Annotated in this window: 17 protein-coding genes; all 17 read left to right on the top strand. The window is 32.5% G+C overall.

Annotation, left to right across the window (positions count from 1 at the left end; genetic code table 11):
- The first annotated feature begins 4 nt into the window (after nt 1-4).
- The 17 genes from CLCHR_RS11055 (at nt 5) to selD (ending at nt 20,963) form a co-directional block, all read left to right on the top strand.
- Nucleotides 5-1,591: an N-acyl-D-amino-acid deacylase family protein gene (locus CLCHR_RS11055; protein ID WP_079439861.1), complete on the top strand. Its 1,587-nt coding sequence runs from the start codon at nt 5-7 to the stop codon at nt 1,589-1,591.
- Between the two features lie 74 nt (nt 1,592-1,665).
- Entirely contained in the window at nt 1,666-2,238 is a 573-nt protein-coding gene (locus CLCHR_RS11050) for a nucleotidyltransferase family protein (protein WP_242966017.1), read from the top strand.
- Between the two features lie 442 nt (nt 2,239-2,680).
- The gene (locus tag CLCHR_RS11045; RefSeq protein WP_242966016.1) at nt 2,681-3,865 is read left to right on the top strand and encodes an amidohydrolase family protein; all 1,185 of its coding nucleotides are present in this window, start codon (nt 2,681-2,683) and stop codon (nt 3,863-3,865) included.
- A complete protein-coding gene (locus tag CLCHR_RS11040; protein WP_079439859.1) occupies nt 3,862-5,154 on the top strand; it encodes an amidohydrolase family protein in 1,293 nt (430 codons plus the stop codon). The genes CLCHR_RS11045 and CLCHR_RS11040 overlap by 4 nt, the downstream gene beginning before the upstream one ends.
- Nucleotides 5,155-5,157: 3 nt before the next feature.
- Nucleotides 5,158-6,243 carry a 4Fe-4S binding protein gene (locus tag CLCHR_RS11035; protein ID WP_079439858.1) on the top strand — a complete coding sequence of 362 codons (1,086 nt, stop codon included), beginning with the start codon at nt 5,158-5,160 and terminating at the stop codon, nt 6,241-6,243.
- Between the two features lie 31 nt (nt 6,244-6,274).
- Complete coding sequence (locus tag CLCHR_RS11030; protein WP_079439857.1) at nt 6,275-8,383, top strand: xanthine dehydrogenase family protein molybdopterin-binding subunit; 2,109 nt, start codon at nt 6,275-6,277, stop codon at nt 8,381-8,383.
- Nucleotides 8,376-8,852, top strand: a complete 477-nt coding sequence (locus tag CLCHR_RS11025) for a (2Fe-2S)-binding protein (RefSeq protein ID WP_079439856.1) — start codon at nt 8,376-8,378, stop codon at nt 8,850-8,852. Before CLCHR_RS11030 ends, CLCHR_RS11025 begins: the two co-directional genes overlap by 8 nt.
- Nucleotides 8,846-9,688 (top strand): FAD binding domain-containing protein, encoded by an 843-nt coding sequence (locus CLCHR_RS11020; RefSeq protein ID WP_079439855.1) that lies wholly within the window; start codon nt 8,846-8,848, stop codon nt 9,686-9,688. The genes CLCHR_RS11025 and CLCHR_RS11020 overlap by 7 nt, the downstream gene beginning before the upstream one ends.
- A 30-nt stretch (nt 9,689-9,718) precedes the next feature.
- Nucleotides 9,719-10,858 carry a BMP family ABC transporter substrate-binding protein gene (locus tag CLCHR_RS11015; RefSeq protein ID WP_079439854.1) on the top strand — a complete coding sequence of 380 codons (1,140 nt, stop codon included), beginning with the start codon at nt 9,719-9,721 and terminating at the stop codon, nt 10,856-10,858.
- Nucleotides 10,859-10,881: 23 nt separating this feature from the next.
- Nucleotides 10,882-12,459 carry an ABC transporter ATP-binding protein gene (locus CLCHR_RS11010; RefSeq protein WP_079439853.1) on the top strand — a complete coding sequence of 526 codons (1,578 nt, stop codon included), beginning with the start codon at nt 10,882-10,884 and terminating at the stop codon, nt 12,457-12,459.
- Nucleotides 12,452-13,561 carry an ABC transporter permease gene (locus CLCHR_RS11005; protein WP_079439852.1) on the top strand — a complete coding sequence of 370 codons (1,110 nt, stop codon included), beginning with the start codon at nt 12,452-12,454 and terminating at the stop codon, nt 13,559-13,561. Before CLCHR_RS11010 ends, CLCHR_RS11005 begins: the two co-directional genes overlap by 8 nt.
- Entirely contained in the window at nt 13,551-14,483 is a 933-nt protein-coding gene (locus tag CLCHR_RS11000; RefSeq protein ID WP_079439851.1) for an ABC transporter permease, read from the top strand. The genes CLCHR_RS11005 and CLCHR_RS11000 overlap by 11 nt, the downstream gene beginning before the upstream one ends.
- A gap of 173 nt (nt 14,484-14,656) precedes the next feature.
- Nucleotides 14,657-17,290: a selenium-dependent xanthine dehydrogenase gene (gene xdh / locus CLCHR_RS10995; protein WP_079439850.1), complete on the top strand. Its 2,634-nt coding sequence runs from the start codon at nt 14,657-14,659 to the stop codon at nt 17,288-17,290.
- Nucleotides 17,291-17,366: 76 nt separating this feature from the next.
- Entirely contained in the window at nt 17,367-18,182 is an 816-nt protein-coding gene (yqeC, locus tag CLCHR_RS10990; RefSeq protein ID WP_079439849.1) for a selenium cofactor biosynthesis protein YqeC, read from the top strand.
- A 94-nt stretch (nt 18,183-18,276) separates the two neighbouring features.
- A complete protein-coding gene (gene yqeB / locus CLCHR_RS10985) occupies nt 18,277-19,065 on the top strand; it encodes a selenium-dependent molybdenum cofactor biosynthesis protein YqeB (protein ID WP_079439848.1) in 789 nt (262 codons plus the stop codon).
- Between the two features lie 153 nt (nt 19,066-19,218).
- Entirely contained in the window at nt 19,219-19,836 is a 618-nt protein-coding gene (gene yedF / locus CLCHR_RS10980) for a sulfurtransferase-like selenium metabolism protein YedF (RefSeq protein ID WP_079439847.1), read from the top strand.
- Nucleotides 19,837-19,925: 89 nt separating this feature from the next.
- Nucleotides 19,926-20,963 carry a selenide, water dikinase SelD gene (gene selD, locus CLCHR_RS10975; RefSeq protein WP_079439846.1) on the top strand — a complete coding sequence of 346 codons (1,038 nt, stop codon included), beginning with the start codon at nt 19,926-19,928 and terminating at the stop codon, nt 20,961-20,963.
- Nucleotides 20,964-21,086: the final 123 nt, after the last annotated feature.

Genomic DNA, 21,086 nt, shown 5'->3' with positions numbered 1-21,086 from the left:
GAAAATGAAATGGATGATAAGCAATGGAACTATAGTTGATGGAACTAATAAACCAGCATATAGTGGAGATTTAATTATAAATGATGATACAATTGTAGAAATTGGCGATTTAGAAAATAAAAAAGAAACTATGGATTATGTATTAGATGCAAGAGGTTTGATTATTTCTCCAGGATTTATCGATACTCATAGTCACTCGGATTTAGAAATATTAAGTAATCAAAATATAAAGCCTAAGATTTACCAAGGAATAACAACTGAGGTTTTAGGACAAGACGGTATATCTATGGCGCCACTGCCAAGTAAGTTCATTAAGGATTGGAGGAAAAACTTAAGTGGTCTTGAAGGTGACAGTGATGAGATTTCGTGGAATTATGAAACCGTAAAAGATTATTTTAATGCAATTAAAGATAAAGGATTAATATCTAATGTATGTTATCTTGTGCCCCACGGTAATATTAGAATGGAGGCAATGGGGCTTTCTGCTAATAAAGCAGAAAAAGAGGATATAGAAAGCATGAAAATAATTTTACGAAGAGAGCTTGAATCTGGTGCTATTGGGCTATCTTCAGGACTCATATACATTCCATGTGCATATGGTGATACAGAAGAGTTAATTGAGCTTTGCAAAGTAGTTGCAGAATATAATAAGATTTTTGTGGTACACCAAAGAAGTGAGGCAAACGAAATTATTGATTCAATGAAAGAAATAATTAGAATTGGTAAAGAAAGCGGTGTTAAAATACATTTTTCTCATTTTAAAATCTGTGGAAAAAATAATTGGCATAAAATAGATGAAATAGTTTCTCTTATAGAAGAAGCAGAAAAAGATGGAGTAAATATATCTTTTGATCAATATCCTTATGATGCTGGAAGCACGATGCTTAGTGTTATTATTCCACCATGGGTTCATAATGGTGGAACTAATAAAATGCTCGAAAGAATAAAGTCAAAAGATTTAAGACAAAAGATTATTAGTGAAATATATGAAAAAAACTGCAATTGGGATAACTTTGTTGAATTTGCAGGAGTAGATGGAATATATATTACGTCAGTAAAAACAGATAAGAGTAAAGCTGTTATAGGAAAAAGCCTAAAAGAGCTAGGTGAAATAAGGAGTCAAGATCCGATAGAAGCAACTTTAGATTTATTAATAGAAGAGGAAAATGCGGTCGGTATGATTGATTACTATGGATCAGAAGAACATATAATCCAATTTATGAAAAGGCCAGAACAAAATTTTTGTACTGATGGTTTGCTTGGAGGAAAACCCCATCCAAGAGTATATGGAGCTTTTCCAAGAGTATTAGGTAGATATGTAAGAGAGCTTAAGGCTTTAACATTGGAAGAAGCAATATATAAAATGACTAGTAAATCTGCGGTCACAATGGGAATAAAGGATAGAGGGTGTCTTGATGTCGGATTTAAAGCTGATATAGTAATATTTGATAAAGATAAGATAATAGATAAAGGTACATTTATAGAGCCAGAGAAATTTCCAGAAGGAATATCATATGTAATCGTAAATGGAAATATTGTTGTAGAAAATGAAAATTACTCTCCAGGCAATTATGGAGTGATCATAAAGTGAGAAAATTAGAATAAAATTTTATTATATTATTTAAGCCTTAAGAATTCTATATATTAAATGAAGAGGAACAAAGAATGATGGATGTAGATGGAGTTATACTAGCGGCGGGATATTCAAGTAGAGCTAATGCTTTTAAAATGGAACTTGAAATTAATAACAAGGCAATTTTACAGAGATGCATAGAAGCTTTATATGATAACTGTGATAATATAATAGTAGTTAGCGGATATAAGCATGAGAAGATAAATAGACTGGTAGAAAATTATACAAAGGCAAAAGTAGTATATAATGATGAATTTCATAAGGGAATGTTTAGCTCTATAAAAAAGGGAATACAAAATGTTAAAGCATCAAAGTTCTTACTTACCCCTGGAGATTATCCTTTAATAAATAAAAATATAGTAGAGAAATTACTGTGTGAAGAGAAGGAAATAGTTATACCAAGCTTTAATAGGAGAGGAGGACATCCGGTTTTATTAAGTAGAAATCTAATAAGAGAAATATTAGATGAACCTGATGATTCTAATCTAAAGAAATATTTAAGTAAGAAGCAGTGCTCGTACCTTAACATAGATGATGAGGGAATATTATTGGATGTTGATACCATGGAAGATTACGAAAATGTGAAGTATATTATTAAAAAATAATTATAATAATAAATTATTTTCAATATTATTGACTTATTGGAGAAAGAAGATATATAATATTTAATAAAAATAAAAAAATTTAATAAAAGTTAAGCATAGACAAAGAGGTCTTATTTCAAAATTAGAAGTAAGGCCTCTTTTTGTTTTTTTATCACTTAAAAAATTCTAATAAGGCTAAATTAAGAATAATTTTAGATAAGTATAATATAAAAATTTAGAAGTTCAATTTAAAAACTAAACTAAAGATATGCAAATTTATAAGCTGATTATTACTTAAGAGGATAACAGAAATAAAAATAAAATTTTTAAATTATCTAAGGTAGGGGGAGATATTATTTTTGATTTAGGAATATTAAATGGAAGATTATATTTAGAAGGAAATTTCATATACAGCAATCTATATATAAAAAATGGAATTATAGATACACTATCCACATCAATTTTGGATTGCAAAGAAAAATATGATGCAAATGGGAAAATGGTTTTACCAGGTTTCATAGATGCACATGTACACTTTAATTTAGGTGTTGGAGAAAATACTTCAAGCGATGATTTTTTAAAAGGTTCAAAAAAGGCAGCTATGGGAGGGATAACAACATTTATAGATTTTTTAGATCCAATTAATGATGTTAGTCAGCTAGACGAAGCTTTTAACAAAAGATATGAACTGGCAAAAAAAAGTGTTGTAGATTATGGTTTTCATGTGACACTTGGAAATCCAGATGGGAATGTTAAAGAGCTTCAAAACAAAAGTTCTTTACTTGGTATGCCAACTATAAAATTATTTACAACATATGCATCAACTAATAGACAAACAAAGGATTATTACATCGATGAATTACTAAAGTATTCAAAGAAAACGAAAACTAGAGTATTAGTTCATGCAGAAAATAATGACATGATAAGAGAAAAAAATATTTTGGTAAAAGATCACGAGAAAGCAAGACCAGCACTTTCAGAAATTACGGAAGTTTTAAAATTAGCTGAAATGGCAAGATATAGAGATGGTCTTTTATATATTGTTCATACCAATTGTGGGACTACTATTGAAAGACTAAAGGAAGTTTATTCAGATGAATTACATTCAACAATAATATTAGAAAGCGCACCTCATTATTTTAGATTTAATTCTTCATTATATGAAAAAGAAGATGGATACTTATATACTATGACGCCACCTTTAAGAAGCGAAGAAGAAAGATTAAAGATGGTTAATAATATAGATGCAATTGATGTAATAGGTACAGACCATTGTCCGTTTTCTAAAAAATTAAAAAATAAGAAGTATACAAGTGATATTCCTATGGGAATAGATGGAGTAAAATATTCGTTTTTAAATATGTTTACTCTTTTTGGAGAAAGTATAATTTCTAAATTTACAGTAGAACCTTCAAAAATTCATGGATTATATCCTAAAAAAGGAACAATAATGCCGGGAAGTGATGGAGATATAGTGATTTTTGACCCAAATAAGACAACTAAAATAATGGATGATAATTCTGTTTATAATGATGAAATCCTGAAAGGTGAAATAAGTGCAACTATATCTAAAGGAAAGATTATAGTTAGTGAAGGTAAGTTTTTAGGTGGACAAGGTGAGTATTTACCACGGAGGTTACAAGTATGATTAAAGCATTAATAAATGTTAATATATTTAATTTTGATTCATTAAAAGAAAAATCTTATGTGTTATTTGATAAACAGATAATAGAAGTAGGCTCGATGGAAAACTTTAAGGGAGCAGATGAAGTATATGACTGCAATAATCAAATATTAATGCCTGGACTTGTAAATTGTCATAGTCATATATATTCAACCTTTGCTAGGGGATGGATTACTGAATTTAATCCAAAAAGTTTCGTGGATTTATTAGAGCAAATGTGGTGGAAATTAGATAAAGTTCTTGATGAAAAAGATGTTTATTATAGTGCTCTTGTAAGTGGAATTGAATTTATAAAAAATGGAGTAACTACAGTAGTAGATCATCATGCTAGTGGGAAAAAAATAAAAGGCAGCTTAAATTTATTAAAAAGTGCCTTATGTGATCAGATAGGAATCAGAGGAGTATTTTGTTTTGAAAGTAGCGATAGATTCCCAATAGATGAATGTGTCGAAGAAAACATAGAGTTTAGTGAAATACATTCAACTATGACAAGTGGATTATTTGGAATGCATGCATGTTTGACATTAAGTGATGAGTCCCTAAAGAAAATAGCCGATAAGAGTAAGGGAATGCCAATACACATTCATGTTGGTGAAAGTGATGAGGACAATATAGAGAATATTAAAAATTTCAACAAAACACCTATAGAGAGATTAGAAGAACATGGATTGCTTAGAGAAAACTCGATTTTATCACATTGTATATACTTAAGTGAAAATGATATGGATATTTTAAAAAAGTATAAGGTTTATGTAGCATTAAATCCTACTTCTAATTTTAATAATGCAGTGGGTTTAGCTGATGTGTTGGAACTTGAGAAGAGAGAAATAAAATGTATTTTAGGTAATGATGGACTTGGATTTAATTTAACTAGAGACATGGTTAATTTAATGTTTGGAATGCATTTGAGGTATAAGAACCCTACAGCGTATTCTTTAGGGAATATTAAGAAGATTATAGAGAACAACTACGAGTATGCAAGTAACATATTAGGTTGTAAGCTTGGAAAAATTGAAGAAGGATACGAAGCGGATTTTCTAACTTTAGAATATACTGCACCTACGCCAATAACAGAAGATAATTTATTCGGTCATTTTTTTTATGGGATGTTAGATAATTTTAAACCTAAGAATGTTTGGTGTAATGGTGAAATTAAATTAAAAGATTATAAGGTATTGCATGATGAAGAAAAAATATATAAAGAATCAACTCAAATAGCACGTGAGATTTGGGAAAAGTGTAAGGAGAAATAATATATGAATTTGAATACAAGTTTAAGTGGAATAAATTTAGAAAATCCTCTAATGCCAGCATCAGGGCCATTAGTTGGAGATAGCGAAAAAATGAAAATACTATCTGACTTTGGAGTTGGAGGAATTGTTACCAAAACAATATCTAGTAAAGGTGCAGAAGTAGTTAGGCCATGTATATATGGTGGACAAGACTTTGTTATGAATGCCGAGTTGTGGTCAGAATATGATCCAGAAGTATGGTTAGATAAATTTCTACCTGAAATAAAGGCAGAGATAAATAAACCATTATTTATAAGTGTAGGATATTCAAAAGAGGACATGGAAAACTTAATTCCAAAGCTAGATAAGTATGCTGATGCTTTTGAAATATCAACTCATTACGTGGGAAAAGATTTATCAACAATACAAGAAACGTTAATGACTATAAGAAAGCATACAAAAAAGCCAGTTTATATGAAAATGAGTCCACACATACCTGATCCAGTAGGGTTCGCGAAAATGGTTATAGAAAACGGTGGTAATGGAGTTGTAGCGATTAATTCTTTAGGACCAACTATGAAAATAGATGTAGCATCAAGAAAAGTATTAATAGGGAATAAAGAAGGAGAAGTATGGACTTCAGGACCAGCGATAAAACCAATAGCTTTAGCACTTATCAACAAAATTAAGAAAGCCCTTCCACAATGTGAAATAATTGGTGTAGGTGGGATAGCTTCAGCAGAAGACGTAATAGAATTTTTACTTGCTGGAGCAACTGCAGTTCAAATGCTGTCTGCTGCTATGCTTAAAGGAAAGAATTTATATAAAAAGATAGTTGATGATCTTCCAAGTGCTTTAGAAAAGTATGGATTTAACTCTATTGAAGAAGTATTAAATACTGAATTACAAACTGGCAATGTAAAGTATGATCCTATTTATCCATCTATTGATTACGATAAATGTGTTAACTGCAAATTATGCGAAAATATATGTCCGTATTTTGCAATTAGTAGTAAAAATGAAAAAGTTGAAATGGATAAGAGTAAATGTTTTGGATGTGGATTATGTGAATCTAAATGTCCAAAGAAAGCAATCAAAAACGTATTTTAATTTTAGCTCCTTATGAAATGGAGGAAAGATTATGGATAGTATAAGAAAATCAGTTATAAAAGCTGATCATGAAATTAAGGTAGACGGAAGTGCTAAATATATTGCGGATATTAAATTTAAAAATAGTTTATATGCTAAGACTCTTCGTTCAGAAAAATCAAAAGCTGTTATAAAAAGAATTTTTATTCCTGAGTTAAAAGATGGCTATTATGTAGTTGAAGGAAAAGATGTTCCTGGCATAAACAAGGTGAAGATAATTCAAAATGATATGCCGGTTTTTTCGGATAAAGAAGTTAATTATATAGGAGAACCGATCCTTTTAGTATTAGGCCCTGATATTGAAGAAGTCATAGGTATTTTAAATAATATTAAGGTCGAATATGAAGAGGGCAATCCTGTTTTTGACATGAGAAGTTCTACAGAAGTTTTTGATAAATATGAATACAAAAAAGGCAATATAGAAGATGCAATTAAAAAATCTATAAAGATAATAGAAGAAGAATTTTATACAGGATATCAAGAACAAGCTTATTTAGAGACTCAAGGATTAGTAGGAACTTATGAAGATGAGAAAGTTTCAGTATATGGAACTATGCAATGCCCATATTACGTTAAAGGTGCTGTTGTTCAAGCGTTAGGATTTAATGAAGATAAAGTGAGAATTGTGCAAACCACAACTGGAGGTGGCTTTGGTGGTAAAGAAGATTATCCGTCTCTACTCGGAGCACAGGTTGCAGTGGCAGCTTATAAAACTAAAAAGCCAGTTAAGTTAATTTTAGATAGAGTTGAGGATATGGCATTTACAACAAAGAGGCATCCAGCTTTGCTAAAATACAAAACAATTCTTGATGAGAATGACAAAATAATCGGAATGGACGTAGATATCATATTAAATGGTGGAGCATATGCGACTGTTTCTAGTGTTGTTCTTCAAAGAGCTTTGCTATGTGCAATAGGAGTTTATAACATACCAAATATCAGAGTTAAGGGGCGTGTAGTAAAAACAAATACTGTTCCTACAGGAGCCTTTAGAGGTTTTGGTGGTCCACAAAGCATATTTGGAATTGAAACACATATGGCTCATATAGCTAAAGAAATAGGATGTACTCCTTTAGAATTGAAGAATAGGTACTTTGTTAAAACAGGTGATGATACTTGTACTGGTGGAAAGTTTACTTATGATGTAAAGCTTGAAGAAATGCTAGAAAAAGCTGAAAAAATAAGTGATTTTAGCAGAAAATATAGTAAGTATTCAGGTGAACAAGGAATTGTGAGAAAGGGAATCGGAATGTCAATATTTCTACATGGATGCGGTTTTACTGGAAGCGGAGAGCGAGATTTTATCAAAGCCAAGGTAAAGTTGTTAAAATATGAAAGTGGAGTTATTGAGATTCTAGTATCTAACACAGATATGGGACAAGGTCTACAAACAACATTTAAGAAAATTGTAGCAAAGGTTCTTGATAAGAATTATCAAGATATAATTTACAAAAATCCAGATACAGATAGAGTTCCGGATTCAGGGCCAACTGTAGCTTCAAGATCAATTATGGTAGTAGGAAAATTGCTTGAAAGAGCTGCTTTAAGACTTAAAGAAAATTGGCTTGATGGAAAAGAACAAGTAATAGAGGAAAATTATAAACACCCAGATTTAATACCTTGGAATATAACAAAATTTAATGGTGATGCCTACCCAAGTTATTCATGGGGAATAAATGTTGTAGAAGTTGAAATTAATACTATAACGGCTGTTACGGAAGTGACTGGAATATATACAGTTTTTGATATTGGAATTCCAATTGATGAAACGATAATGGAAGGGCAGATACAGGGAGGAGTTATACAAGGTCTTGGATATGGTTGTTGTGAAAACATGGAATGCGATCGGGATGGAAAGGTTAGGCAGCATAGTATAACTGACTATATTATTCCAACTGCAAAGGATGTTGTAAATATTAAAAATGAATTAGTAGATAATCCATGTGATCTTGGCCCATTTGGAGCTAAAGGCGCTGGGGAGCTAACTTTAGTAGGAACTGCACCAGCTTATGCTAATGCAATAGAAAATGCACTAGGAGTAAAAGTTAATAGATTGCCTGTAACTCCAGAATGGATAATGGAGGCGATAGTAAATGAGTAACACAATCACATTAAAGATAAATAATAAAACAATAACTACAGAAGAGAGTTCTACAAAGAGACTTTTAGATTTCCTTAGAGAAGATTTAGATATAACGGGTCCAAAGGAAGGCTGTGGCGAAGGGGAATGCGGTGCTTGCGCTGTAATTATAGATAAGGAATTGATTAATTCGTGCTTGGTAACAATTGGATCTGTACAAGAAAAAGAGATTATAACTGTTGAGGGGTTAAAAGGGACAAAACAATTTGACGTTTTGGAAAAATGCTTTGCAGAAGCAGGAGCTGTGCAATGTGGTTTTTGTACACCGGGAATGATAATGGCAGCACATGCACTTTTATCTAAAATTCCAAAGCCAACAGAAGATGATGTCAGAGATGGAATTTCAGGAAATCTATGCAGATGTACAGGATATAACATGATAATTAATGGAATACTTATGGCGTCTAAAAGAGGTGATGGATTATGGTAGAAGGATATTTACCAAAAGATTTGGATGATGCATTAAAAGTATTAAACGAGAAAGATGTAATTATTTATGCGGGAGGAACTGACCTAATGGTTAGAAATAAAAACGCTGCATCGCTTCTCCCAAAGTTTGATAAAAACTTGTTATATGTTGGACATTTAAAAGAATTGAAAGAAATTAATGTATTAGAAGATAGCTTAGAAATAGGGTCAGCTTGCACCTTATCATCACTACTAAGATCAGAAAAGACTCCGGAATCATTAAAAGAATCCATAAGACAAATAGCATCACCAGCTATAAGAAATATGGGGACTATTGGAGGAAATATATGTAATGCATCTCCGGCTGGGGATACTTTGCCTATACTATATGCATTAGATGCAAAGCTTAAATTGGTTAGCGAAAATTCATCAAGAGAAGTTCATATAGAAGATTTTATATTAGGACCAAGAAAAATTATCCTTGAAAGAACTGAAATCTTAAAAAGCATTATCATACCAAAAGCAGGATTAAACAAATTATATTATGAAAAAGTTGGAGCTAGAAAAGCTTCTGCTATTTCAAAACTTTCTTTTATTGGTCTTGCAGAAGTAAAAGAAGGAAGAGTAAAAGACATAAGAATTGCAATAGGTTCAGTGGCTCCTAAAGTAGTCAGAGTGAGAGAGGCAGAAGATTTTATAAAAGAAAAAAATCTAGAGGATATAAAATCACAGATGGGGGAAATATATAAAATTTACTCCAAAGAAATAGTTCCTATTGATGATCAAAGATCTACAGCTGTTTATAGAAAAACAGTAGCATTAAGGCTTATTCAATATTTTTTAAATACAAAAATATAGAATCAATTAATTTTAAAGGGGGAAATAGTTATGAATAAGAATATCAAAAAGAAATTATTAACAGTAATTACTGCAGTAGCATGTTCTACTATGCTGCTAGTGGGATGTGGTTCAGCATCTACACAAACAGCAAAAGACGATGGAAAGGCAACAAAGACAGAGGCCTCAGGCGAAAAGCTTAAGGTAGGATTCATTTACATTGGATCAGCTTCGGATGGAGGGTATAGCCAAGCACACGATAATGGTCGTAAATATTTAGAAGAAAAGATTCCAAATGTTGAGACTATAGTGAAAGAATCTGTACCAGAAGGTCAAGAGGTGGAAAAAGTTGCTACAGATATGATCGATCAAGGTGCTAAGGTGATTTTTGCAACTTCTTTTGGATATATGGATTATATAGAAAAAGTATCAAAAGAATATCCAGATGTAAAGTTTTTCCACTGCTCGGGGTATAAGACAACTGATAATATGAGCACATATTTTGGTAGAGAATATCAAGCTAGATACCTTACAGGAATCGTAGCAGGAATGAAGAGTAAAAACGGTAAAATCGGTTATGTAGCAGCATTCCCTATTCCAGAAGTTGTTAGAGCAACGAATGCATTTGCTTTAGGGGTAAGATCAGTAAATCCAAATGCAGTAGTAAAGGTAACTTGGACTAACACATGGTATGATCCAGCAAAAGAAAAAGAAGCAGCTATATCATTGCTTGATCAAGGTGTAGACGTAATTGGACAATACCAAGATACTACAGCTGCGCAACAAGCTGCAGAAGAAAGAGGCGCGTTCTCTATTGGATCTGATTTAGATATGTCAGCATCAGCGCCAAAGGCTAATATGACAAGTGCTGTTTGGAATTGGGGTACTTATTACGTAGAAGCAGTTAAAACTGTTATGGATGGAAAGTTTAAATCAGAAAGCTACTGGGGTGGTATAGATACAGGAATAGTTGACATAGCACCATTAACTAAGAATGCACCAGAAGGAGCACAAGCAAAAGTTGACGAAGCTAAAGCTAAAATGGTAAGCAAATCTTGGGATGTATTTACAGGACCAATCAAAGATCAATCAGGAGCTGTAAAGGTTGCTGAAGGTCAAAAAATGACAGATAAGGAATTGCTAAGCTTTGACTGGCTTGTTGAAGGAGTAGAAGGTCAAATTAGTAAATAATAATGAGGAAAGAAGGTCTCTTTATGGAACAATGTGTGAGTGTTGAACTAAAAAAAATAACAAAGACTTTTGGATCTGTCATAGCTAATGAGGATGTAGATTTAAAGGTACAAAGTGGAGAAATTCATGCACTCCTCGGGGAAAATGGGGCTGGAAAAAGTACTCTAATGAACATGCTATCAGGAATTTACAATCCTGATAGTGGTTCAATTTATATAAGAGGAAAAAGAGTTCAGTTTAAATCTCCAAAGGAATCCATTGAATGTGGAATAGGTATGGTTCATCAACATTTTAAATTAGTTGAGAGATTTACAGCAAAAGAGAATATAATTGCTGGCAATAAGGGGAAATTTTTTACAAAAAATAAAGAAGTAGATCAAAATATACTAAGCTTATGCGATAAATATAATTTACAAATAGATTTAAATAAAAGAGTAAGTGAAATGTCTATAGCTGAAAAACAAATGCTAGAAATAATTAAAGTATTGTATAAAGGTGCAAATATTCTAATACTAGATGAGCCAACAGCGGTATTAATGCCTCAAGAAGTAGGTAGATTATTTAATATAGTGAAACGAATGAAAGAACAAGGGTGTGCAGTTATAATAATAACTCACAAGCTGCATGAAGTAATGGCTATCTGTGATAAAGTATCAGTTTTAAGAAAAGGAAAAAACATAAAGACTATAAATATAGCTGATACAAATATAAATGAATTAACAGAGCTTATGGTAGGTTATAAAAGTGATTTGAAGATAGATAAAGTATCATCAAATAAAAACGCATTGATATATAATGTAAAAAATATTTCAGTTAGAAATAAACTAGGAGTAAAAGTACTCAACAATATTAGTTTTAATATGAATGAAGGTGAAATTTTAGGAGTAGCTGGAGTTGCAGGAAGTGGTCAAAAAGAGCTTTGCGAAGCTTTATTTGGATTACAAAAAGTAGAGAGTGGGAATCTCCTATTTAAAGGAGAAGATATTACTAATAAATCTCCAAGGGAAGTTTATAAAAAGGGAATTAAAATGGGACTTATACCAGAAGATAGATTAGGTATGGGTTTAGTTGGAAGTATGGGGATTGTAGATAATTTATTACTTAGAAAATATTATGATCAAAAAGGATTGTTGTTAAAAAGAAATGAATTAAAAGATATTGCTACAAGTATGGTCGAACAGTTAGATATAAAAACACCAGACATAGATCATCCAGTTAAGCAATTATCAGGTGGAAATATACAGAAAATATTATTAGGTAGGGAAATAAGTTTAAGCCCAGATATACTTATAACTTCCTATGCAGTAAGAGGATTAGATATTGGGGCTACATATCAGATATATGATCTTTTAAATAAGGAAAAGGAAAAAGGAGTGTCTATATTATTTGTAGGGGAAGACTTAGATGTTCTCTTGGAACTATGTGATAGGATAATGGTTTTATGCGATGGAGAATTAATAGGTATTGTAACTGCGAAGGATGCAACAAAAGAACAAATTGGTATGATGATGGCAGGACATATGGAAGAAGCAGCATTAGATATTAAAGAGAGTAGAATTGAAAAAGTAACGAGTTTGAAGGGAGGGGACTTATATGATTAGAATGAGAGTAGTAAAAGCGAAGAAGCTAAGTAAGAAAAAGAAAATATTACTTCAGGCATTTGCAGTCTTACTGGCTTTAGTGCTAACTGGTATTTTCATTTTGTTTATGGGTCATGATCCTATTAAAGTTTATATATCGATGTTAGATGGATCTTTTGGAAGTGGACATAGAATCAAGGAGACGATTGTAAAAACAATACCTCTCGTAATAGCTGGATTAGGTATTGGAATAGCATTTAAAATGAAGTTTTGGAATATTGGAGGAGAAGGACAAATGCTCATGGGAGGATTTGGCGCAACTTTTATAGCTTTAAATTTTAAAGATTCTCCTAAATTTCTGGTAATAATTCTAATGGTAATAGTGGGGATGATCTGTGGAGGTCTATGGGCTTTATTTGCAGGAATTTTAAAGTCAAGATTCAACACAAATGAAACTATAATAACACTAATGATGAATTATATTGCTCTAAAATGGATTATTTATCTTCAATATGAACTTTGGAAGGATCCAGCATCACTTGGATTTCCTAAGATAGCTAATTTTAGTGATAATGCAACCTTACCAAAGGTATTTGGAATTCATATAGGGTGGATAATTGCTCTTATTTTGGTAATAGCAGTACATGTATTTTTAAATTATACAAAAAAAGGATATGAAATTTCTGTACTAGGAGAAAGTGAAAATACTGCAAAATATTCTGGAATGAGCGTAAAAAAGATAATACTATTAACAACGTTTATAAGTGGTGCATTAGTTGGACTTGCAGGTGTTATTCAAGCTTCTGCTGTTACAAATACACTTAGTACTCAATTGACTTCTAATGTAGGTAACACTGCGATAATAATATCTTGGCTTTCGGGGCTTAACTCTATATGGACACTATTAGTTTCGGTAGCTTTTGCTGTTTTAATTCAGGGAGCATCTTATATACAAACAGCATTTCAAATACCCCAAGCGGCAGCAGATATTATCCAAGCTATGATTTTATTCTGTGTACTAGGATGCCAATTCTTCTTGCAATATAAGGTTGTATTTGAAATTTCAGATAAATCTGAAAGTGAAATAGATATGACTAAGGGAGGTGAAACGTATGGACATTAGTTTATTTTTATCATCAGCAGTCATAGCAGGAACACCATTACTTTTCGCTACACTTGGATGTATTTTGGGAGAAAAAGTTGGAAACTTAAATTTAGGAATTGAAGGCATGATGTTAATGGGTGCTATTGGTGGATTTATTTTAGGTTACACAACAGGGAATGTATTTTTAGCGTTTCTATTTAGTATGTTACTTGGGGCTGTCGGAGCACTAATATACTCTATTCTTACAGTATCGCTTAGAGCAAGCCAAGTTGTTACAGGCCTTGCATTAACAATATTCGGAAGTGGATTTTCAAGTTTTATAGGAAAAAATTATGTTGGGCAAGTACTATCAGATAATTTTAAAAGTATTTTGGCACCTATAAAAATACCTTTAATAAGTGATATACCAATTGTAGGGGCGGCCTTATTTAATCAAAGCGTATTTGTGTACTTAGGATATATATGTGCTATATTAATTTATTTTTATCTTAATTTCACAAAATATGGGCTAAACATGAAAATGATTGGAGAAAATCCATATGCAGCAGATGCAGCCGGAATAAATGTTTCACTATATAAATATATTAATTTGTTAATTGGTGGGGCTTTATGTGGGCTTGGTGGAAGCTTCTTATCCTTAGTTTACATACCTTCATGGCAGGAAAATGTAACGGCAGGTAGAGGGTGGATTGCTGTAGCATTAGTAATTTTCATCGGATGGAGTCCTGTAAAAGCTATTTTTGGGGCTATTCTATTTGGTGGATTAGATATACTAGGACTAAGGTTACAAGGAACGGGGATAGAAGTAAATCAATATTTTATAACAATGCTTCCTTATGCAACTACAATAGTAGTATTGGTCTTAGGTGGATTAAAGAAGAATAATTTAAATTCATCACCACAGGCTCTCGGAGAAGCATACTTTAGAGAAGATAGGTAAAAAATTAAGTTAGAATCTGATATTTAATAGTTAGTAATATAATGAGGAAAGCCTATATGGGCTTTTCTTTGAATATACATACTTAGGAGTTTCTTTTAGAGAATTAATACAATTTTATATGTATTATCTTGTAACTGTTGATTTATCTATGTTTTGCGGGAGAGGTGGTTTGAATGTTTAAAGTAAATATAAATGAAAAAGAATATGAGTCACAGACGGATATGGCATTAATGGACTTTCTAAGAGATGTGCTCAAGATAACATCAGTGAAAAACGGATGCAAAGAAGGTGCATGCGGAACTTGTACTGTTATTATTGATGGAAAGACGACACGTGCATGTATTCAAAAACTTTCTAAACTAGAAGGGAAAAAGGTACAGACTATAGAGGGGTTTACAGAAAGAGAAAGGGATGTGTTTACATATGCTTTTGCTGCGGCAGGAGCTGTACAATGTGGGTTTTGCATTCCAGGAATGGTTATTAGCGGGAAGTGCTTAATAGATCAAAATTTGAATCCATCGAGAGAAGATATAAAGCAAGCAATTCGTACTAATATTTGCCGTTGCACTGGTTATACAAAGATTGAGGATGGTATTCTTTTAGCAGCAAAAATGCTAAGAGAAAATTTAGAAATACCTGAATTAAAGCAAACCGGCAGAGTTGGAGAGAGAACATGTAGAGTAGATGCTCATGATAAAACACTAGGAATAGCGAAGTATGTAGATGATTATACTTTTGATGGGATGTTATATGGAAAGAATGTATTTAGTAGATATGCACGTGCAAAGATACTATCCATTAATATAAATAAGGCTCTAAAAATGCCAGGAGTTGTTGCCATATATACTGCAAAGGATATTCCAGGTCAGAGATACATTGGTCATTTAGCACAAGATTGGCCAGGAATGATTGATGTGGGAGAAGAAACAAAGTGTTGTGGAGATACACTTGCAATGGTTGTGGCGGAAACAAGAGAAGAAGCTATGGCCGCAGTAAAGGCTGTTGAAATAGATTATGAGGAATTAGAGCCTATTCGTAATCCGAAAGAGGCTGGAATTGATGGTGCACACCAAGTTCATGGAGAAGGTTTTATGCAATTTGGAAAGTTTAGAATTCCAGAAAACAATGTATTTGATCATGAGGAAGTAAAACGAGGTAATGCAGAAACTGCACTTGCAAATTCCAAATTTATAGTAGAAGGAACTTTCTACGTTCCGCCGACTGAACATGCTTTCATGGAACCTGAAACTGCTATTGGAATACCTGATGGAGATGGAATAATGGTCATTACAGGAGCTCAAGGAATTTATGATGAATATCATGAAATTAGTAATTATCTAGGAATTCCAATGGAAAAGGTTAGAATACAAAGTGCAGTTGTTGGAGGTGGATTTGGTGGTAAGGAAGATATGAGCGTACAGCATCAAGCAGCTCTGTGTGCATATTTAACAAAACGACCGGTAAAAGTATTTTTTAGTCGTCAGGAAAGCATAAATTATCATCCAAAACGCCATGCTATGGAGATTTACTGTAAAATCGGTTGTGATGAAAATGGTATATTGCAAGGTATGAAAGCCAGACTTACATCTGATACTGGTGCCTATGCTTCCTTAGGGGGGCCGGTACTCCAAAGAGCTTGTACGCATGCTGGAGGTCCTTATAATTATCAAAATGTAGATATTGAAGGAAACGCTTATTATACAAATAATCCACCAGCTGGTGCATTTCGTGGTTTTGGGGTAACACAATCCTGTGCAGTTGTAGAACCATTGATAAATAAATTAGCTGAAAAAGTTGGTATTTCAGGATGGGAAATTCGTTATCGTAATGCTATAAGAACTGGCCAATCACTACCAAATGGGCAACTTGCAGATGATGGGACTGCCATGGTAGAAACCTTAGAAGCAGTTAAAGAAGAATTCGAAAAATATGAAGCAGATCCTAATTACTATGTGGGCATAGCATCTGCAATGAAAAATGCTGGTGTTGGTGTAGGGGTTCAGGATATAGGACGTTGTAATTTAAAGATAATAAAAGGAAAAGTTCATGCTAGGTCCTCTGCTGGTGCAATAGGTCAAGGCATTCAAACAGTACTGCTTCAGATTATTTGTGAAATAACTGGACTAACACCCGATAAGATAATTGTTGAGCATCCAGATACTAAATATACACCTGATTCAGGAACAACAACAGCATCCAGACAAACAACATTTGCTGGGGAGGCAGCGCATCAATCATCACTGAAATTAAAGGCGGATTTAGATAATGGATATACATTAGAATATTTAGAAGGAAAAGAGTACATTGGAGAGTTTGAGTTTAAGACAGACCCAATTGGTTCTTCAAAACCAAATCCAGTTAGTCATATTGCGTATGGATATGCAACACAACTAGTTGTTATTGATAATGATGGTAAATTAGTAAAAGTTGTTGCGGCTCACGATATTGGCAGGATAATTAACCCTCTTTCTGCTACAGGTCAAGTAGAGGGTGGTGTAGCAATGGGACTTGGATATGGGTTAACAGAAGATTTTCCATTGAAAGATGGTATTCCGCAAGCAAAGCTTGGCACGTTAGGAGTTTTCAGAGCAAATCAAATGCCGACAGTTGAAGTACACTTAATAGAAAAGAATAATCCTGACAGTGTTACCTTTGGCGCTAAAGGAATTGGTGAGATAGTATGCGTGATGGGCGCGCCAGCATGTCAAAATGCATACTACAAAAAAGATGGTATATTCAGATATAGTTATCCTTTGGAAAATACTTATTACCGTAGACCAAAACCTGCTGCTTCAAAAGTGAAATAAGAATTGAATTTGAAAGGTATATCATGAAGCAAAGTTAAAATGTAGACTTTGCTTCAAAAGTTGCTGAGGTTAATCTATGAAGATTTTTAAATATAGTAATGGAAAAATAGGAGAACAAATATTATTAATAGAGGCGTTAAAAATAGACATTAATAAGAAGAACATAATTTCATTTGTTGGAGGAGGAGGTAAAACAAGCTCAATATATAAATTAGGTGAAGAATTAAAAGCCTTAGGTAAAAAGGTTATTATAACTACAACTACGCGTATGTTTATGCCTGAGAGTAATACGGTTATTACGGGGAAAAAAGAGGACATTATTAGATTATTAAATGATGAAGATATGATTACAGTAGGGTTGTTATGTGAAGAGAAGAATGAAAAAATTGACTATAACAAATTAAAAGATAGGAGTAGTCTAGGGAGCTGCGAGGAACATATTCCACGAAAAATAAGTGGAGTATCAAAAGAAATAGCTGAAAGTTTTATAGAAATAGCTGATTTCGTACTAGTGGAGGCTGATGGAGCAAAAGGATTACCATTAAAGGTTCCAGCTGAGCATGAGCCTGTAATTTTAGCAGAAAGTACTTTGGTTGTAGGAGTATGTGGCATTGATGCAGTAGGAAAGAAAATTAAAGAAATATGCCATAGGTCAAATTTAGTTTCAAGATTTTTAAATACAGACGAGGAACATATCATTAATGCTTGGGATGTCGCGAAAATGTTAGCAAGTAATAAAGGTCAAAGGAAAGATGTAAGATGCCCTTACAAAGTTATTATTAATAAAGCAGATACAATAATAGAGTTGGAGAAAGCCAAGGAAATATCTAAGGAATTATCTGAATTAGGAATAAATGAAACAATAATAACAACATTTAAAGAGAAATTATGATATAAAGTCAATAATTATTTTAGGCATATTAAAAGATAACAAGTCATCATTGAAATAGTATTTTATATGTCTTAAATGAGAAGGTGGAGTAGTAATGATTGTATTAATAAAAGGTGCTGGAGATTTAGCAACAGGAGTAGCTCATAGATTAAAAAGATGTGGCTTCGATATAGTTATGACAGAGATTTCAGAACCTACTACAGTCAGAAGAACAGTAGCATTTTCACAGGCTGTATATGATAATACTGTAGAAGTTGAAGGCATAAAAGCAATCCTTGTTTCTAAAATGGAAGAAATCAACAAGGTTGTTAAGGAAGGAAATATTCCTGTAATAGTAGATGAAAAAGCAAAAATTATAAAAGATCTTAATCCAGATGTAGTAGTGGATGCTATAATTGCGAAAGATAATTTAGGAACAAAGATCACTGATGCTCCAATTGTTATTGCTCTTGGACCAGGATTTACAGCTGGTTTTGATTGTCATTGTATTGTTGAGACTCAAAGAGGTCATTATTTGGGAAAAGTGATATATAGTGGAAGCGCCATACCTAATACTGGTGTGCCAGGTGACATTGGAGGATATACCAGTGAAAGAATTATTAGAGCTATAAGTGATGGGAAGATAATTCCAGTATCTAAAATAGGAGACTATGTAGAAAAAGGTGATATTGTAGCTTATGTAGATGGAATTCCAATTTTGGCGGAAATAAGCGGAATAGTTCGTGGAATGCTTCAAAAGGATGTTAATGTATTTAGAGGAATGAAAAGTGGAGATATCGATCCTAGGTGTGAAAAAAATCATTGTTTTACAATTTCAGATAAAGCCAGATCTATTGGAGGAGGCGTACTAGAAGCAATTTTATATTTAAAATCCATGTTATAGATAAACAATGTATATTTTGGGTTTATGGCTAATTAGCTAAAATGAGATGTACTCTGTCATTTCTGGTAAAGCTATAAGAAAGTATAGAATGTTTATCTATGAATATTAAAAAGACAATACTGAATTATCATAAATGATTAAGGAGAATGCTAAATGAATAAGGTGATTGATGCAAAAGGAAAAGAATGCCCGACGCCAGTAATAATGGCAAAAAAAGAGATAGATGGTGGAAATAATAGTTTTGTAGTTGAGGTAGACAATGATATTGCTGTGCAAAATCTTAAAAAATTAGCTAATAGTCAAGGTTTTGCAGTATCAATTGAAGAAGAGAATACTTTATTTAAAGTATACTTCTCAAAGGATTTAGATAAGTTGAGCGAAGCTGAAGTGTTTAATGAAACATCTGACAAATTAGAAGAGAATAAAACGGAAATAGGTAATTGGTCAGTATTTATTGGAAAAGAAATTATTGGAGCAGGTAATGAAGAGCTTGGAAAGTCGCTAATAAAGATGTATTTTTATACAATTTCGGAGTCTGATAATTTACCAAAATCAATCTTGTTTATGAATGATGGCGTAAAGGTACCAACATTAAATCATCAAGCAGCAGAGCACTTAAGAGATTTAGAAACTAAAGGTGTTGAAATACTAGTTTGTGGCGCATGCCTTAACTTTTACGGGCTCGAAGAAAAGTTAAAGGTCGGAAAAGTAAGTAACATGTATTACATAACAAACTGCATGAAAGAGGCATCAAAGGTTATTACGCTTTAAAGGAATTAAAATATATAAAGGCAATTCATTTTATAACCATTTAGAGCTAACTCTTAATTGTCAACCGATTAATAAGGGGGGAGATTAATTTGCCTGGAAATATAAAACTTACTAGTTTAACTAAAACTTCAGGATGTGCTGCAAAAATAGGACCTGGTGTACTTAATAATGTCTTAAATAGTTTACCTAAGTTTGAAAATCCAAATTTGATTGTTGGATTTGATACTAATGACGATGCTTGTGTATATAAAATTAATGATAATACAGTAGCAATTCAAACAGTAGACTTTTTTCCACCAATGGTTGATGATCCATATATATTTGGTCAAATTGCAGCGGCTAATGCTCTTAGTGATATTTATGCAATGGGGGGAAATCCAGCAACAGCTATGAATTTACTTTGCTTTCCTTCTTGTTTAGATATATCAATTATGCATGACATACTTGCTGGTGGATATGACAAAGTTAAAGAGGCTGGTGCGGTAATTGCTGGTGGTCATACAATAGCGGATCCAACTCCTAAATATGGTCTTTGCGTTAGTGGATTTGCACATCCAAGTGAGATTCTTTCAAATAGCAATGCTAAAACTGGAGATATGCTTGTGCTTACAAAACCCTTAGGTATTGGAATAATGAATACTGCTGCCAAAGCAGAATTATTGAATGAAAGTAAGATTAAAGAAGTTACATGGATAATGTCTACATTAAATAAGTATGCTAAAGAATGTACTTCTAAACTTGATATACATTCATGTACTGATGTAACTGGCTTTAGTTTAATAGGTCATAGTTATGAAATGGCAAGTGGAAGCAACAAAACAATAGAGATTTTTAGTGAGTCGGTACCTATTATAGATGGAGCGTTAGATTATGCTAAAATGGGAATTATACCTGAAGGAATGTACAATAATCTTGATTATTTAAAAGATAAATTCACTTTAGCTTCAAATGTTACGCAGGAGCTACAAGATGTGTTGATAGATCCACAAACATCAGGTGGATTGCTACTTTCAATTCCAGAAAAAAATGTTAAAGAGTTTTTATCAAGAATTGAAGAGTTTACTCCATATGCGAGAGTTATTGGGCAAGTAATTGATAAAGGCGATAAATCTATAGTGATTAAGTAGGTACTTTATTTAAAGGTAATTTTTTAAACAGCAATATGTTTTTAAAGGTTACAATAAATACTTTATTAAAGAAATATTGGTTTAAAGATAAATGTTTTAAAAGTTAAAAAAGAAAAAATTTAA

The sequence above is a fragment of the Clostridium chromiireducens genome, assembly GCF_002029255.1.
Classification (GTDB): Bacteria; Bacillota; Clostridia; order Clostridiales; family Clostridiaceae; genus Clostridium; species Clostridium chromiireducens.
Note: the sequence above shows the minus strand (reverse complement) of the source record. Positions and strands in the feature narration are given on the sequence as shown.

What these genes read in the sequence shown, in the direction of transcription:
- CLCHR_RS11055 (WP_079439861.1), top strand. Translation starts at nt 5, where the DNA reads ATGAAATGGATGATAAGCAATGGAACTATAGTTGATGGAACTAATAAA.
- CLCHR_RS11050 (WP_242966017.1), top strand. Translation starts at nt 1,666, where the DNA reads ATGATGGATGTAGATGGAGTTATACTAGCGGCGGGATATTCAAGTAGA.
- CLCHR_RS11040 (WP_079439859.1), top strand. Translation starts at nt 3,862, where the DNA reads ATGATTAAAGCATTAATAAATGTTAATATATTTAATTTTGATTCATTA.
- CLCHR_RS11035 (WP_079439858.1), top strand. Translation starts at nt 5,158, where the DNA reads ATGAATTTGAATACAAGTTTAAGTGGAATAAATTTAGAAAATCCTCTA.
- CLCHR_RS11030 (WP_079439857.1), top strand. Translation starts at nt 6,275, where the DNA reads ATGGATAGTATAAGAAAATCAGTTATAAAAGCTGATCATGAAATTAAG.
- CLCHR_RS11025 (WP_079439856.1), top strand. Translation starts at nt 8,376, where the DNA reads ATGAGTAACACAATCACATTAAAGATAAATAATAAAACAATAACTACA.
- CLCHR_RS11020 (WP_079439855.1), top strand. Translation starts at nt 8,846, where the DNA reads ATGGTAGAAGGATATTTACCAAAAGATTTGGATGATGCATTAAAAGTA.
- CLCHR_RS11015 (WP_079439854.1), top strand. Translation starts at nt 9,719, where the DNA reads ATGAATAAGAATATCAAAAAGAAATTATTAACAGTAATTACTGCAGTA.
- CLCHR_RS11010 (WP_079439853.1), top strand. Translation starts at nt 10,882, where the DNA reads ATGGAACAATGTGTGAGTGTTGAACTAAAAAAAATAACAAAGACTTTT.
- CLCHR_RS11005 (WP_079439852.1), top strand. Translation starts at nt 12,452, where the DNA reads ATGATTAGAATGAGAGTAGTAAAAGCGAAGAAGCTAAGTAAGAAAAAG.
- CLCHR_RS11000 (WP_079439851.1), top strand. Translation starts at nt 13,551, where the DNA reads ATGGACATTAGTTTATTTTTATCATCAGCAGTCATAGCAGGAACACCA.
- xdh (WP_079439850.1), top strand. Translation starts at nt 14,657, where the DNA reads ATGTTTAAAGTAAATATAAATGAAAAAGAATATGAGTCACAGACGGAT.
- yqeC (WP_079439849.1), top strand. Translation starts at nt 17,367, where the DNA reads ATGAAGATTTTTAAATATAGTAATGGAAAAATAGGAGAACAAATATTA.
- yqeB (WP_079439848.1), top strand. Translation starts at nt 18,277, where the DNA reads ATGATTGTATTAATAAAAGGTGCTGGAGATTTAGCAACAGGAGTAGCT.
- yedF (WP_079439847.1), top strand. Translation starts at nt 19,219, where the DNA reads ATGAATAAGGTGATTGATGCAAAAGGAAAAGAATGCCCGACGCCAGTA.